Source organism: Acidicapsa acidisoli (assembly GCF_025685625.1).
Taxonomy (GTDB): Bacteria; Acidobacteriota; Terriglobia; order Terriglobales; family Acidobacteriaceae; genus Acidicapsa; species Acidicapsa acidisoli.
The window spans coordinates 452,185-466,126 of the sequence record NZ_JAGSYI010000003.1 but is presented as its reverse complement, the minus strand read 5'-3'; the positions used below and the strand labels follow the sequence as shown (position 1 = coordinate 466,126).

Below are 13,942 nucleotides of genomic sequence, written 5' to 3'. Positions count from 1 at the left end.
CCGCTACATTCCTGTTTTGCAAGGCGGATTAGCATGGGCACGCAATTCGATTCCATCATCATCGGGGCCGGACAGGCTGGCCCATCTCTCGCCGGCCGTCTCACCAAAAGCGGCCGCCGTATAGCCTTCATCGAGCGCAATCTCTTCGGCGGAACCTGCGTCAACACCGGCTGTATCCCCACCAAAACCCTCGTCGCCAGCGCCTACGCAGCTCACATGGCCCGCCGCGCCGCCGATTTCGGCGTCCGCATCGACGGCTCCATCCACGTCGATATGAAGGTCGTCAAAGCCCGCAAGGAATCCATCCTGGCCAAGTCCCGCGACGGCATCGAAGCCTGGCTGCGCGGAATGGAGAACTGCACTGTTTTTCACGAACACGCCCGCTTCCTCTCCAGCCATGAAATTCAGGCCGGAACAGAAACACTCAGCGCAGACGAAATCTTCCTCAACGTAGGCGGCAGAGCGCTCGTTCCCAACATGCCCGGCATCGGAAAAATCTCCCACCTCACCAACTCCACCATCCTCAACCTCGACGAATTGCCGCAACACCTGGTCGTCGTCGGAGGCAGCTACATCGGCCTCGAATTCGCCCAGATGTACCGCCGCTTCGGCAGCGAAGTCACGGTAGTCGAAAAAGGTCCGCGCCTCGTCGTGCACGAGGACGAAGACGTATCCGCATCGATCAAAGAGATCCTCGAAGCCGAAGGCATCCACATCCGCCTCAACGCCGAGTGCATCGCCTTCGAGCCTCCAGCCGCTGGGCAGACAGGCGCCTGGGTGCACGTAACCTGTGATGATGGCGATCCCAAAGTCCACGGCTCTCATGTGCTGCTAGCCGTAGGCCGCATACCTAACACCAGCGACCTCGGCCTCGACAAAGCCGGCATCCACACCGACGACCACGGCTACATCGTCGTCGACGACCAGCTCAAAACCAACATTCCCGGCATCTGGGCGCTCGGTGACTGCAACGGCCAGGGCGGCTTCACGCACACCTCCTATAACGACTTCGAAATCGTCACCGCCAACCTGCTAGACAACGACCCCCGGCGCGTCAGCGACAGAATTCACGCCCACGCACTCTACACCGACCCACCCCTGGGCCAGATCGGCATGACCGAAGCGGCGGTGCGCAAATCAGGCAAACCAGCTCTCATCGGCACCCGCTCCATGACCAAAGTAGGCCGCGCTGTAGAAAAAGGCGAGTCTCAGGGCTTCATGAAGATCCTCGTAGACGCCGAATCAAAGAAGATCCTCGGCGCATCGATTCTCGGCACCAGCGGCGACGAAGCCATCCATTGCATCCTCGACGTCATGTACTCAGGCCGCCCCTACATGACACTCCAGCGCGCCATGCACATCCATCCAACCGTCTCGGAACTCATCCCGACAGTCCTGGGTGACCTCAAGCCCCTAACCTAAGCAGCAGTTGTCATCCTAAGGAGCAAAGCGGCGAAGGATCTGCTTTTTTCCTTTGGCGTACGCCAAAGAAATGGGTGCCCCATCCTTGTCACAGTTTCATCGCGACAAGGGTGGGAACCACCCAGGCCCGCGCAACAACTACGGCTTCCCCCCCAGCATTCCATTCCGGCCGCCAGCTAGTATCCGCCAACCACCGCACAGGCCCTATCATCGACCCAATCGACCGCGTCAAAAAATCAAAGTCAATCCTCGAAACCTCATCCGAAGGCTGGTGGTAGTCCTTATGCAACCCAAAGCTCGAAACCGTCTGCGCCACGATCCCTTTCTTCGCCAGCGCATAGTTATCCGAGCGCTGAAAGAAATGCTGATCCGGATGCGGATCGGCGGAAATCGCAGCGCCATGCTTCGCAAGCATCGGCCCAAGGTCAGAGCGCTCGTAGCCAGTCAGCCAAAGCGTCTTGTTCGGCAGCGCCAGATCGGGCCGCCCAATCATCTCAAACTCCAGGTTGGCGACAATCTGGGTCAGCGCAACCGGCGGATGCTCCAGAAAGTACTGGTTGCCATACCCTCCTAACTCCTCAGAGCCAAAGAGCACAAAGAGAATCGACCGGCGCGGGCGCGGTCCTCGGCTCAAGCTTCGCGCCAACTCCAGCACAGCCGTTGTGCCGCTTGCGTCGTCATCCGCTCCGTTGTAGATGTTGTCTCCGTTGACAGCTTCCCCGATTCCAAGATGATCCAGATGAGCCGTCAGCAGCACGACCTCCTTGCCGGCGACAGGATCGGAGCCCGGCAGCATCCCCAGCGCGTTCCATGTATCCGTGCGCTGATTCTGATCGAATCCATGCTTTTTCAGATACTCCGCCAGCTTCGCAGGGAACGGGTTCGGCAGCGGAGCCCGTTGAATGTAGCCTCCATCTTCCCCCGCCGGCTGGAGCCCGAAAGACTGGAAGAGCGAAGCGGCGTACAGCGCAGCCAGATGTTCATCGCGCGTGCCCGAGCCTCGTCCATGCAGTTCATCGCTGGCAAGGAATCCAAGCTCAGCACGGACACAGGCATTGCAGAGAGCAGAAACAGGATGAGTGGAATGAGTCTGGCCGGGGGAATTCAGAGGAACGTTGAAAAGAACCAAAAATGCAAAGAGACTGAGCCTGAAGTGCATTGGGCAATTCTAAATCCCGCTTCGGCAAGCGATCTTCGCCCCTCCTGCGTCATTTTGTCTGAAGAATCCACGCTGCCGGCAGGCGTCCCGACGGGTTAACCTAAAGTGGCGCCGAAATTTGGCCAATCCAGCCCAGACTGAAACGAGTCAGCCACCGTCGTTCCGTGTCAACGCAAATGTCAGCGAGGAGTCTTACCGATGAGGCAGGGAAGTAAAGTGCGATTTTTGCGTCTGACACAAGCATTTATGCTCGGAGCTGCAGTTCTCACCTTGGGCACGATGGGATTGACCGGTTGCAGCGGCTTCTTCACCGCAGTCAGCACCACCGGCACCATCGGCACCGGCACATCGACCTTCGCCTACATCACCAACAGCGGCGGCACTCTGGCCGAATACTCCCTCACCAGCGGCACGCTCGCGGCGCTCAACGGAAGCCCCGTCACGTTGACCGAAACTCCGACCTCCATCGTCGTTGCGCCCAATAACCAGTTTGTGTACATCGGTACAACCGCGGGAGCCTTCGAATACACGATCAACTCGGACGGGACACTGACCGAGGGCAACAGCAACAATATCGCCTATGTCAACCCGAACGGGTTCGTTCCGCAGAGCATGGTCATCGATCCCACCAGTTCGTGGCTGATCATCGCCTACCAGAGCCAAACCGAGTTGGATGCGGTTCAGATCAGCCCCACCACCGGCCTTCCCACTGGAGCCGTATTCTCCCTCACCACAACCTTCGCCGACCCGACACCGTCGCTTGCCATCTCTCCTGCCAACAGCCAGGTGTTTGTGGCTCTCGGCACAGGCGGCGTCGAGGCCTTCGGCTTTACCCCCACCGGCACCGCCGCACCCAACGGACCATGGGGCACCGCGGTGAGCATCAAGTTACTTCCCACTGGCGGTGCTACCGCCGACACTGCTGTCGCTGTCGATCCGACATCGAAGTATCTCTTCATCGCGGAGCAGAACAGCAATTCCTCCGGCGCCATTGCCGGCACCGTGCGCATGATCGGCACCGCAGCGCTTGGCACAGATCTGGACGATGAAGCCGTCGGTGTCGGCCCCACGGCGCTGCTCGCTGACCTGAGCGGCGCATACCTCTACGTCGCCAACGGTTCGGATGGCACAATCTCAGGCTTTACCCTCAATCTCACCACGCAGAAGCTGGCCTCTCTCGGAGCAGCCTTCCCAACCGAGCAGTCCCCGGTGGCCATCGTCGAAGACAGCACCAAGAGCTACGTGATGGATGTCGGAGACAAGGCCAATCCGAATATGTGGCTCTACAGCTTTGATGCCTCTACGCTCGGCGCTCTCGATGTCGGTTCAACGAAATCCACTGCCAGCGTCAATCCATCGCTAGCCAACGCAATCGCCGTCACCCACTAAGCAAGACAGGGAACAGGGGCTAGGGACTAAGAATTACCACCAAACTGGGTGCCCCATCCTTGGCGCGTATTTTGCGACAAGGATGGGTTACCGCCACTCTCTGCTTCGAGCGACAAATACGTTCTAGCTCCCAATCCGCATTTCCTGTCCTCTGTTCCGTAGTCCCTATTCCCTGTCCTTGCGATGCTATCCTCTTAGTAGATTGCGGTCCCCCGTGCCCACGCGTCGTCTATCTTTAGCTCCCCTGTGGCTGCTGCTGCCTGCGGCGCTTCTCGCGGGCTGCTCGCGCTTTCATCACGAACAACACGAATTCGTCTACGTCTCCGCGCGTCAGGTCTATCTTCACGACCGCGTCGCAGCCGTCTCGAACCGCACGGCACTGGTGACGAACGGCGAAGCGCTCGAAGTGGTGGAAAAGGGTAAACGCTTCGTCAAGGTGCGAACACCCAAAGGCGAGATCGGCTGGCTCGAAGATCACGCCATCATCGACGACAAACTCTACGCGCAGTTTCAGGATCTCTCTAAGAAGCACGCAGAAGACCCCGTCGTCGCCAACGGAGAGCTTCGCGACGACTTATATATGCATGTGCTCCCAGGCCGCGAGACCCCGCATTTCCTGCTCATCTCAGGCAATGCGAAGGTACAGTTGCTGGAGCGCGGGACAGTAGCCAAAGCGCCCGCTCCCGGCACAGCTCCTCCAGCGAAGCCCGCAGTAAAGGTCAAGACCCCGGCAGCCGCTTCCTCAACCGCTTCGACGACCGAAACAGAACCCGCAACGCCTCCCACGCCAATGCCAGTGCCAATGGAGGATTGGTGGCTGGTGCGCGACAGCGCCGGACATACCGGCTGGCTGCTGGCCAACCGCGTCGATGTGGACGTTCCCGACGAAGTAGGCCAATACGCCGAGGGCCAGCGAATGGTCGCAGCCTATCCAATCGCCAAAGTAGTCGACGACGGATCAGGCCGTGAACTTCGGAAGGACGGCAAACCTGGGAAAATGCCCCGAAAATCCCACCCCAGCGCTGCCTCTGCTGCAAAAAGCAACTCCAGCACAGATACGATCAGCGACGCAAGCGACGCTACGACCCCTCCGGTCAGCAAAGAGATCACTGAATTCGTGACTGTCCTGTCGCCACCGCGTGGCGGCCTGCCCTACGACTTCGACCAGATCCGCGTGTTCACCTGGAGCCTGAATCATCACCGTTATGAGACGGCCTATCGTCTACACGGCATTCAAGGTTATCTTCCGGTGAAGATTTCTCAGGAGACCGTGAACGGAGTAGCGGAGCCGGTCTTCTCTTTCGCGATTGCGAACGGTCCCGACGTCAGTGTCGATCCGGAAACGGGCATCACCCGGCCGGTGTCACCGCGAACCCTGGCCTTCCGCCTGGAAGGAAATATGGTCAAGCGAACCGGCTCCGACCAGGCCCCGATCGTCCTGACCCACGATCAGGATGAAGCCGCAAAGGCCAAAGCCGCAGCCAAGAGGAAGAAACGATAAATCGCACGAAACGTCCCGCAACTAACGTTAAAAATCCTGTAGCTTGCGTTGAATATCCGGCATTCTATCTAGTAAATCCCGCAATCTATATTGCCGGTCTCGCCTGTGCGCTCAGCCAAAATCAGGTGTTTAGTCCGGACTAACTGAGGAATTCCGCAATCGCACCAACCACCCGCTCCTGCTCATCCAGCCGAATTTCCGGGAAGATCGGCAGCGCCAGAACCTCATTTGCCGCCCGCTCTGCCTCCGGAAAGCTGCCTTCTTTGTAACCCAGAAATTCCAGCGCCTTCTGCCTATGCAGCGGGACCGGATAATAGATCTCACTCCCAATCTGCTGAGCAGTAAGGTGTTGGCGCAAAGCATCGCGCCGAACCGTGCGAATCACATACTGGTGCCAGATATGGTGGTTAGGCTCAACTTCCTTGGGCAGAACAACACTGTGATTCGGGTAAATACCGCTCTCCGCGAGCCCTGCAGCCTCGAAGAGCCGGTGGTAGCGCATGGCGGCTTCGCGGCGAAGCGCATTGCGCTCAGGAATATGGCGCAGATTCACCTGCAGCACAGCACCCTGGAAGCCGTCCATGCGGGCATTCCAGCCGATTTCGTCGTGGTGATAACGCTGGCGCATACCGTGCTGGCGCAGCATCCTCACGCGCTCAGCAAGCTCAGGGCGTGTTGTCGTGACGAGCCCCGCATCGCCAGCGGCATTGAGATTCTTCGTCGGGTAGAAACTGAATGCGGCTATATCGCCAAGAGCCCCGGCGGATATGCCGTTATATCGCGCACCCCAGGCCTGCGCCGCGTCTTCGACCAAGGTGAGCGAGTAATCCTTGCCTATGCGCGCAAACTCATTCCAGGCGACGCATTGGCCATAGAGGTGCACCGGCAGCAGCGCCCGCACCGGCACTGGCTGCGCCGATTGAAGAATCCTTTCAACCCCCGCCGCATCGAGGTTGAACGTAACCGGGTCAATATCGGCGAGAACCGGTGTAGCTCCCGCGCGCACGATTGAACTGACCGAGGCGAAGAAGCTGAACGGCGTGGTGATGACAGCCGATCCCGGGCCGATCTCCGCGGCAGCCAGCGCCAGCCAAAGCGCGTCCGTGCCAGAGGAGCAGCCCGTCGCTTCTGCTACGCCAAGAGCCTGCGCTGCGGCACGCTCGAATGCTGCCACTGGCTGGCCCAGAATGAACTGCTGCCGGTCGACCACTTCCGCCAACGCGGCCAAGACTTCTTCACGAATGGGAGTGTACTGGCGCGACAGGTCAAGCATCGGAATAGGCATCTGACCAGGCGTCGGAGCGGAATGCGGAATCGCTGCTGGATTGGCTACGGATGTTTCTGAATTTGCCACTTAATTAGTTTATCAACATCGTCTCTCGTCTAATACGTAAACAGAATTCTGTTCGGAGCGCGACCACTGCCAGCCGCAAGGTCGATTGCGAATGGAAGATCCAGACGGTATGCAAAAGAGTCCAATTTGAGACAGTGAGCTACAAGGGATTGTTGAACCAAGGCCACAAAGCCTATAGTGAGATTGGTATATTGCGGGAACCGCAGAGTTGAGCATGCGTATCTCTGGGGTAACCGGTTGAGCAATGAGCGTGAGCCATTCACAGGCAGTAAAAGGTGATTCTGCTTGCAGACAGAACCTGACGTTTTTCGATTCAGGTTCGCAATCCGCGCTGACAAGCGATTTCTGCCGGGCTGGCTCCAGGTCGAATGAACACAATTTGAGAACAAGAAAGCAGGAGATCGGCACATGGAGAACAAGCCGGCACAAAACATTCAGGACACATTCCTGAACACGGTCCGCAAGGATAAAACCCCCATCACCATCTATCTGGTCAGCGGCGTTAAGTTGACTGGGAAGATTCGGTCGTTCGACAAGTATTCGGTGCTGCTGGAAAACAACAGCCAGGAGCAACTGATCTTCAAGCATGCAATCTCGACGGTTGTCAGCAACCGGAGCGTCATGCACGCGCCCGATTTCAGGCCCGCTGGGCAAGCCGCCAGTGGACCGGCCACGCCGGGAGCGGGTCCTGCGTCACCTCCCGCGAGCAATCCCGCAAGCAATCCTTTGCTGAGCCATCCGTAGGCACGTTATTCGCAACAAGCAAAGTCAAGCCGTTGGAGATGCTCCGAGGGACGAAACCGGTTCTGGTTTTGTCCCTTCCGGGAGAGCTGCGCTTGGTTCTTCGGAAGGTGTGCGTGGCCGGCAGGAGCGCGCCGTGCTGGTTGGGGTGGAGATTTCCAGCCGAAGTGCGGTTCGCCGTCCCGGTGCAGACAGCGCGCGGGCTGCCGCGCTAGCCGCATCCGGCGCGGACTCCGAGGACGAGACCGGGCAGCTTCCATTCGGGCAGGCCCCATTGTTGACTGCCGGGCCGCTTTCGGGAATTTCGACCGAGTTGAGCGCCGACGCTTCCTTGGTGGAGTTTCGCGAGCTGGTGGAAAGTGCCGGCGCACTGGTGATTGCCCAGGTGTTGCAGCGGCGCAGCCGGCCCGACCCGGCAACCCTGATTGGCGCGGGCAAAGTCGAGGAGATTGCCGGCATTGCGGCGGCAAATCACGCCGATCTGGTGGTCTTCGATCACGACCTGACGCCGACGCAATTGCGAAACCTCGAAGGCCTATTGCCATGCCTGGTGCTGGATCGGACGCAGTTGATTCTGGACATTTTTGCCCGCCATGCACGGACTCGCGAGGGCCAATTGCAGGTGGAGTTGGCGCAATTGGAATACATGTTGCCGCGCCTGACTGGCCGGGGCAAGGCGATGTCCCAGTTGGGGGGCGGCATCGGCACACGCGGCCCCGGCGAAACGCAGTTAGAAACCGACCGGCGCAGGATTCAGCGGCGGCTCGTGCATCTGCGAGGCGAACTGGACTCGGTGCGCAAGATCCGGCGGCAGCAACGGCAGAGGCGTGAGGCGGTTCCGGTGCCGACTGTAGCTCTGGTGGGCTACACAAATGCTGGCAAGAGCACGCTGTTCAACCGGCTGACGGGGGCTGGAGTGCTCGCTTCGTCGCGCATGTTCGCTACGCTGGACCCCAAGCTACGAGCGTTGGAGTTACCCAGCCGCCGCCGCATTCTGCTCTCGGATACCGTAGGATTCATCCGCAATCTGCCGCACACTTTGGTAACCAGCTTCCGCGCGACGCTCGAAGAAGTCGAGCGGGCCGAGGTGCTACTGCATGTACGGGATGCTTCCTCTGCGTATGGCGAGGAGCAAAAGGTACAGGTCGAAAAGGTTCTCGGCGAGCTGGAAGTGCTGGATAAACCGCGCATCGAGGTCTTGAACAAGATCGATCTGCTGACGCCGGACGAGCGCGCCGGGCTGGGTTCAAGAGGCATGGTTGCGGTCTCTGCTCGGACCGGTGAGGGCTTAGACGGGCTGAGTGGGCTGCTTGAGGCGATTGACGAGGCGCTGGTCGCGGACCCGCTGGTGGAGGCTGAGTTGGTGGTGCCGCAGTCGGATGGCGCGACGCTCGCTGCGATTGAAGCGGGAATGGTGATTCATAGCAGGGCATTTGACGACGAACGAGTCCATCTTTCGGTGCGCGGCCCGGCTTCCCTGGTGGGACGGGTGAAGCAAGGACTTGGAAACAGGGATTGAGGCAGGTAATGCATGTAAGATCTGCGACTTGAGCCTTGGAACTTCTCGCAAAATAAGGTGGGCTGCCGACCCCGGGAGTGGAGATACTTCCCGAAGCCTGCAGCCCGCTGGACCCTGAACCGGGTCGAGGTGATAACCTAAGTGTAAGCCTGTTTCCAGTTGATGCAACACAAATCTTTTGCCGATTTTCACCTCGGAGCGAAGGTTCCATTCACTCTCCTTCCGGTTCCGAAACAAGACCTGCGGATTCGTTGACATAGAGTTTTGCCCCTGTTACAAAAGAGTGTTCCCGCGTGAAATGCGCAAAAACCGATGGGCAGGCGTTCCATACCAACATGCAAGAAACCATTCGACAACTCGGCGATCTTCTGCTCTCATCCCTGCCGACTCTGTTCCTTTTTATCGTTCTCGTGCTGGCCTACCAGTTTCTGGTTCAAGGGCCATTGAGCCGCACTTTGAGAGAGCGTCGTGCGCGCACTGCGGGTGCAATTGAAGAAGCGAACAAGGCGATTGCCGCGGCGGAAGCCAAAGCCGCCGATTACGCCGCCAAGTTACGCCAGGCTCGCGCCGAGGTCTTCCGCGTGCGAGAACAGCGTCTACACCAATGGGCGCAGGAGCGAGATTCTGCGCTTGACGCAGCGCGCAAATCGGCGCTTCAGCAGGTGCTCGATGCCAGAACTGGATTGGAGGCCGAAGCCGCCGCTGCTCGCAAGGCATTGCTGGCCGGGATCGACCAGTTGGCTGAACAGGTGATACGTGCCGTGTTGCCGGCGACTGCCGGGGGTTCCCGTTGATTCTTCGCAAGTTATCTCCTCGCAGTGTGAGCGGCTCGATCTTTTTGGCGGTGCTCATTTTTGGAGTCTCCCTCTCACCTTTGACCCTCACGGCGCAGGCCTCTGACTCAACGGCGCCGACGCAGCCTGTTCCCTCCGCGTCCGATTCGCCGTTCAAAGACGCCCATAAGGAAGTCAAAAAATCCGAGGCGGACGAGACCCAGGAATACCGCCATTCGGCTTCGGTGCAGGCGCTCGCAAAGCTGCTTCATATGGATGTAGATACTGCGGCTACGGGCTTTGAATACATCAACTTTGCGGTCATTCTGCTCGCCATCGGCATTCCCCTGTTTCGGATTCTGCCCAAGGCCATGCGAGAGCGTTCCGAAAAGCTGAGCAAGGACTTGGAGACGGCTCGGACGGCCACGGCAGACGCCAATGCTCGGATGAGCGCCGTTGAGGCCCAACTGGCCGGGCTGGACGCGGAGATTGCCGCGATTCGTAAGCGGCTAGAGGAAGAGATGCGCGAGGATGAGGCGCGGATCAAGGCCTCGATCAGCGAGGAAAGCGCGCGGATTGTCGCCTCGGCTGAGCAGGAGATTCAGGTTGCCGCAGCCCAGGCGCGACACGGTCTGAAGGAATACGCCGCCGATCTGGCGATTGACCGGGCGCTGAGTCAGTTGACGCTAACTGAGGATACCGATAGGGCGCTCATCGCCGAGTTTGCGCGAGATAGCAAAGCCAGCGCGGGAGGGCAAAACTGATGGCTGCTTTTGTTTCCCGCTATGCGCAGGCTTTCGCCGATGTGGTGGCGCAGTTTCATCTTGGCGCGGACTCCGTTGACCAGCAGTTGCGGGATTTTCTGGCCGCATGGGACGCAAGCGGTGACTTGCGTGAGGTCTTCGAGGATCCGTCGGTTCCGGCGGTGCAGAAGATTGCAGTGCTCGACGGAATGAAGTCGAAGCTTGGGCTTGCTCCGCAGGTGCGGAATCTGCTCGCGGTGCTCATCGATCACGACCGGATCGGCGCGGTGCATGAGGTGGTTGCCGAGTACCACGCGGAACTGCAGCGGCGATTGGGTGTGCACCAGGCGGAGGTCACGACAGCCCGCGAATTGAACGCGGAGGACAAGGCCGCGCTGCTGGCGCATGTTGCCGAACTGACCCAGGGACGTGTAGACGCAACATTCAAGCTCGATCCGTCGATTCTGGGCGGCGTCGTGGTTCGAATCGGCTCGAAAGTCTATGACGGCTCGGTGCTGGGACGGGTAGAGCGATTGAAGGAAGAACTCGCCAGTTAATTCATTGTTTCCACGCTGCGGCAAGGCTGGAAGACCCTGAAATTTTGAATAGGAATTAAGGAAAGAACAGGAAACGCAGGCATGGCTCAGATTAAGGCAGACGAGATTTCGCAGATTCTTCGCGAGCAAATCGCGAATTACGACTCGAAGGTCCGGGTCGATGAAGTTGGCACCATCATCTCCCTCGGCGATGGCATTGCGCGCCTTCACGGTCTGGACAAGGCCATGGCGGGTGAACTGCTCTCGTTTCCCCATGGCATTGCAGGCCTGGCAATGAGCCTCGAAGAGGACCAGGTTGGCTCCGTGCTTCTGGGCGACTACACCGAACTGAGCGAGGGTGACGAGGTCAAGCGGACCGGGAAGATTCTGAGTGTCCCTGTCGGCGAGGCAATGATCGGCCGCGTAGTTAATGCGCTCGGAGCGCCCATCGACGGCAAGGGACCGATTGCGACGACGGCGACGCTGCCCGTTGAGCGCCTCGCTCCCGGAATCATCGACCGCGAACCGGTGCGGGAACCGATGGCGACGGGCATCAAAGCCATTGACTCGATGATTCCCATCGGCCGCGGACAGCGCGAGCTGATCATTGGCGACCGCCAGACCGGCAAGACGGCCGTGGTGCTGGATACGATCATCAACAACGCCAAGAACAACCTGATCTGCATCTATTGCGCGATCGGGCAGAAGCGGTCTTCGATTGCCCAGGTTGTCCAGACGCTGACCGAGGCCGGCGCCATGGGCCACACGATCATCGTCGCTGCTTCGGCTTCTGAGCCTGCGCCGCTCCTGTATCTCGCGCCTTACGCGGCGACCGCGATTGGCGAGTTCTTCCGCGATTCGGGCCGTCATGCGCTGGTGATCTACGACGATCTGTCCAAGCACGCCATGGCGTACCGCGAGATTTCTCTGCTTCTGCGCCGTCCTCCAGGCCGCGAAGCGTATCCGGGCGACGTCTTCTACCTGCACTCGCGTCTGCTCGAGCGTTCGGCGAAGCTGAGCGCCAAGAACGGCGGCGGATCATTGACCGCTCTCCCGATCGTCGAGACCCAGGCCGGCGACGTTTCCGCGTACATTCCGACCAACGTGATTTCGATTACGGATGGTCAAATCTTCCTTGAAACCGATCTCTTCAACTCGGGTATTCGTCCCGCCGTCAACGTGGGCCTCTCGGTAAGCCGCGTCGGATTCTCGGCTGCTATCAAGGCGACCAAGCAGGTTGGATCGACGCTGAAGCTGGATCTGGCGCAGTACCGCGAACTGGCTGCCTTTGCACAGTTCGGATCGGACCTCGATCCGCTGACGCAGAAGCAGTTGAGCCGCGGCCAACGGCTGACGGAATTGCTCAAGCAACCGCAGTTTGACCCGTTGACCTGGCAGCAGCAAGTCGCGATTCTCTTTGCCGGCACGCAGGGATATCTTGATCCGCTGCAGGTTTCAGAGATTCGGGCTTTTGAGGACGGTCTGTACAGCTATCTCACCTCGGCGCAGAGTGCCTTGATGGATGACTTGACCAAGAAGAAGCAGCTGGACGATGACATCAAGAACCGGCTGCACGAGGCGCTGAAGGAATACTCGGCGAACTTCAAGGCCAATCAGGAAGCTGCGGCGAAGGCATAAGGAAACCAGGAACGGAATAAACGATGGCAAGTGTACTCGATCTAAGGCGACGCATCCGCAGCGTGAAGAGCACGCGGCAGATTACCAAGGCCATGAAAATGGTCTCGGCTGCCCGTCTGCGTCGCGCGCAGGCCAGGGCAATGGCGGCGCGGCCCTATGTGCAAATGATCACCAGCGTACTGGTGTCGCTGATTCGCCGTATCGAGATCATCGATTCAGTGACGGGAAATCTGCGTCATCCGCTCTTTGCCACGCGGCCGGAGAAGAAAATCCTGCTGATTGTGGTCAGCGGCGACCGTGGATTTGCAGGGGCATTCAACAGCAACATCCTCAAAGCCAGCTTCCAGTTTCTGGAGGCGAACAAAGACCAGGAGTTCGATCTCGAGGCGATAGGACGCAAGGCTACGGACCAATTCCGCCGGCGCTACCCGGCTGCTGTGGTTACTGAAGAGCAGGTGGAAGGCGAAATGGGCTCGACGATTACCAAGCGGCATCGCGAGCGCAAGAAGCAGATCGAGGTAATCGGCGATCACGTTGGAATGCTGGAAAAACTGACTGCCGGAGGTGTGTTCGAACTGGCTCGTGACGTGGTTTCGCGCTACGTGCATGAAGAGATTGACGCCTGCTACGTGATCTACAACGAGTTCAAGTCGGTGATTCAACAGCGCGTGGTTGTGGAGCGCCTGCTGCCGTTGATCGAGATCGGCAAGCACGAGATTACCAGTGCGATTGAGCCTACGGCCGAGGAGCGGGAACGCGCTGCGGAAGCTGCAGTTTCCGCTGGAGTTCCGCTGAGCCCGGAGGATACAGCGGAAGCTGACACAGAGGCGAAGAAGTTCGGTACGGCTGGTGTGGACTACATCTATGAGCAGCCCGCCGAAGAGCTGTTCAACGGGCTCCTGCCGCAATATGTTTCGGCAATGCTTTTTCACGCGCTGGCGGAGTCGGTGGCTGCCGAGCACGCAGCGCGAATGACGGCGATGGATTCGGCGACGAACAACGCAACCGACATGATTGACAGCTACACCTTGCAGATGAACCGGCTGCGTCAGGCGGCGATTACCAAGGAAATCATCGAGATTGTCAGCGGCGCGGCAGCGGTTTAGCGCCATCCCGCCCTTGTCCCAACAGCGGGGACAAGGATGGGGCACCCAGATTGGTTTGAGA

The 13,942-nt window shown here is 59.2% G+C and carries 12 protein-coding genes; 10 read left to right on the top strand and 2 right to left on the bottom strand.

The annotated features are described in order from the left end of the window. The first annotated feature begins 33 nt into the window (after positions 1-33). Positions 34-1,422, top strand: coding sequence for an FAD-containing oxidoreductase (locus tag OHL23_RS19765; protein WP_263353689.1), 1,389 nt, complete (start codon positions 34-36; stop codon positions 1,420-1,422). Between the two features lie 88 nt (positions 1,423-1,510). On the opposite strand, the gene OHL23_RS19760 is transcribed toward OHL23_RS19765, so the two are convergent. After that, the gene (locus OHL23_RS19760; protein WP_263353688.1) at positions 1,511-2,581 is read right to left on the bottom strand and encodes a M28 family peptidase; all 1,071 of its coding nucleotides are present in this window, start codon (positions 2,579-2,581) and stop codon (positions 1,511-1,513) included. A 198-nt stretch (positions 2,582-2,779) separates the two neighbouring features. Between OHL23_RS19760 and OHL23_RS19755 the strand changes: the two genes are divergently transcribed. Together OHL23_RS19755 and OHL23_RS19750 are read left to right on the top strand one after the other, a co-directional pair. Further along, entirely contained in the window at positions 2,780-3,970 is a 1,191-nt protein-coding gene (locus tag OHL23_RS19755) for a lactonase family protein (protein WP_263353687.1), read from the top strand. Between the two features lie 214 nt (positions 3,971-4,184). Further along, entirely contained in the window at positions 4,185-5,471 is a 1,287-nt protein-coding gene (locus OHL23_RS19750) for an SH3 domain-containing protein (RefSeq protein WP_263353686.1), read from the top strand. Positions 5,472-5,610: 139 nt separating this feature from the next. Here OHL23_RS19750 and OHL23_RS19745 read toward each other — a convergent pair whose 3' ends face one another. Continuing rightward, positions 5,611-6,825 carry a DegT/DnrJ/EryC1/StrS family aminotransferase gene (locus OHL23_RS19745; protein WP_317891706.1) on the bottom strand — a complete coding sequence of 405 codons (1,215 nt, stop codon included), beginning with the start codon at positions 6,823-6,825 and terminating at the stop codon, positions 5,611-5,613. A gap of 408 nt (positions 6,826-7,233) precedes the next feature. On the opposite strand from OHL23_RS19745, the gene hfq reads away from it, so the two are divergent. From hfq to OHL23_RS19710, 7 genes are all read left to right on the top strand, one after another. After that, positions 7,234-7,569: an RNA chaperone Hfq gene (gene hfq / locus OHL23_RS19740; protein ID WP_263353685.1), complete on the top strand. Its 336-nt coding sequence runs from the start codon at positions 7,234-7,236 to the stop codon at positions 7,567-7,569. A gap of 133 nt (positions 7,570-7,702) precedes the next feature. Next, positions 7,703-9,085 (top strand): GTPase HflX, encoded by a 1,383-nt coding sequence (gene hflX, locus OHL23_RS19735; RefSeq protein WP_317891705.1) that lies wholly within the window; start codon positions 7,703-7,705, stop codon positions 9,083-9,085. 293 nt (positions 9,086-9,378) lie between these two features. Further along, entirely contained in the window at positions 9,379-9,879 is a 501-nt protein-coding gene (locus OHL23_RS19730; RefSeq protein ID WP_263353683.1) for a F0F1 ATP synthase subunit B family protein, read from the top strand. Further along, on the top strand, positions 9,876-10,622 hold the full coding sequence (locus OHL23_RS19725; protein WP_263353682.1) for an ATP synthase F0 subunit B: 747 nt from the start codon (positions 9,876-9,878) through the stop codon (positions 10,620-10,622). Before OHL23_RS19730 ends, OHL23_RS19725 begins: the two co-directional genes overlap by 4 nt. Then, the gene (gene atpH, locus OHL23_RS19720) at positions 10,622-11,158 is read left to right on the top strand and encodes an ATP synthase F1 subunit delta (RefSeq protein ID WP_263353681.1); all 537 of its coding nucleotides are present in this window, start codon (positions 10,622-10,624) and stop codon (positions 11,156-11,158) included. The genes OHL23_RS19725 and atpH overlap by 1 nt, the downstream gene beginning before the upstream one ends. An 81-nt stretch (positions 11,159-11,239) precedes the next feature. Continuing rightward, positions 11,240-12,775, top strand: coding sequence for a F0F1 ATP synthase subunit alpha (gene atpA, locus OHL23_RS19715; protein WP_263353680.1), 1,536 nt, complete (start codon positions 11,240-11,242; stop codon positions 12,773-12,775). A 23-nt stretch (positions 12,776-12,798) separates the two neighbouring features. Further along, complete coding sequence (locus OHL23_RS19710; RefSeq protein WP_263353679.1) at positions 12,799-13,881, top strand: F0F1 ATP synthase subunit gamma; 1,083 nt, start codon at positions 12,799-12,801, stop codon at positions 13,879-13,881. Positions 13,882-13,942: the final 61 nt, after the last annotated feature.

Bases quoted from the DNA above. Each gene is read 5' to 3' on its own strand.
- OHL23_RS19765 (WP_263353689.1), top strand. From the start codon at position 34: ATGGGCACGCAATTCGATTCCATCATCATCGGGGCCGGACAGGCTGGC.
- OHL23_RS19760 (WP_263353688.1), bottom strand. From the start codon at position 2,581: ATGCACTTCAGGCTCAGTCTCTTTGCATTTTTGGTTCTTTTCAACGTT.
- OHL23_RS19755 (WP_263353687.1), top strand. From the start codon at position 2,780: ATGAGGCAGGGAAGTAAAGTGCGATTTTTGCGTCTGACACAAGCATTT.
- hfq (WP_263353685.1), top strand. From the start codon at position 7,234: ATGGAGAACAAGCCGGCACAAAACATTCAGGACACATTCCTGAACACG.
- atpH (WP_263353681.1), top strand. From the start codon at position 10,622: ATGGCTGCTTTTGTTTCCCGCTATGCGCAGGCTTTCGCCGATGTGGTG.
- atpA (WP_263353680.1), top strand. From the start codon at position 11,240: ATGGCTCAGATTAAGGCAGACGAGATTTCGCAGATTCTTCGCGAGCAA.
- OHL23_RS19710 (WP_263353679.1), top strand. From the start codon at position 12,799: ATGGCAAGTGTACTCGATCTAAGGCGACGCATCCGCAGCGTGAAGAGC.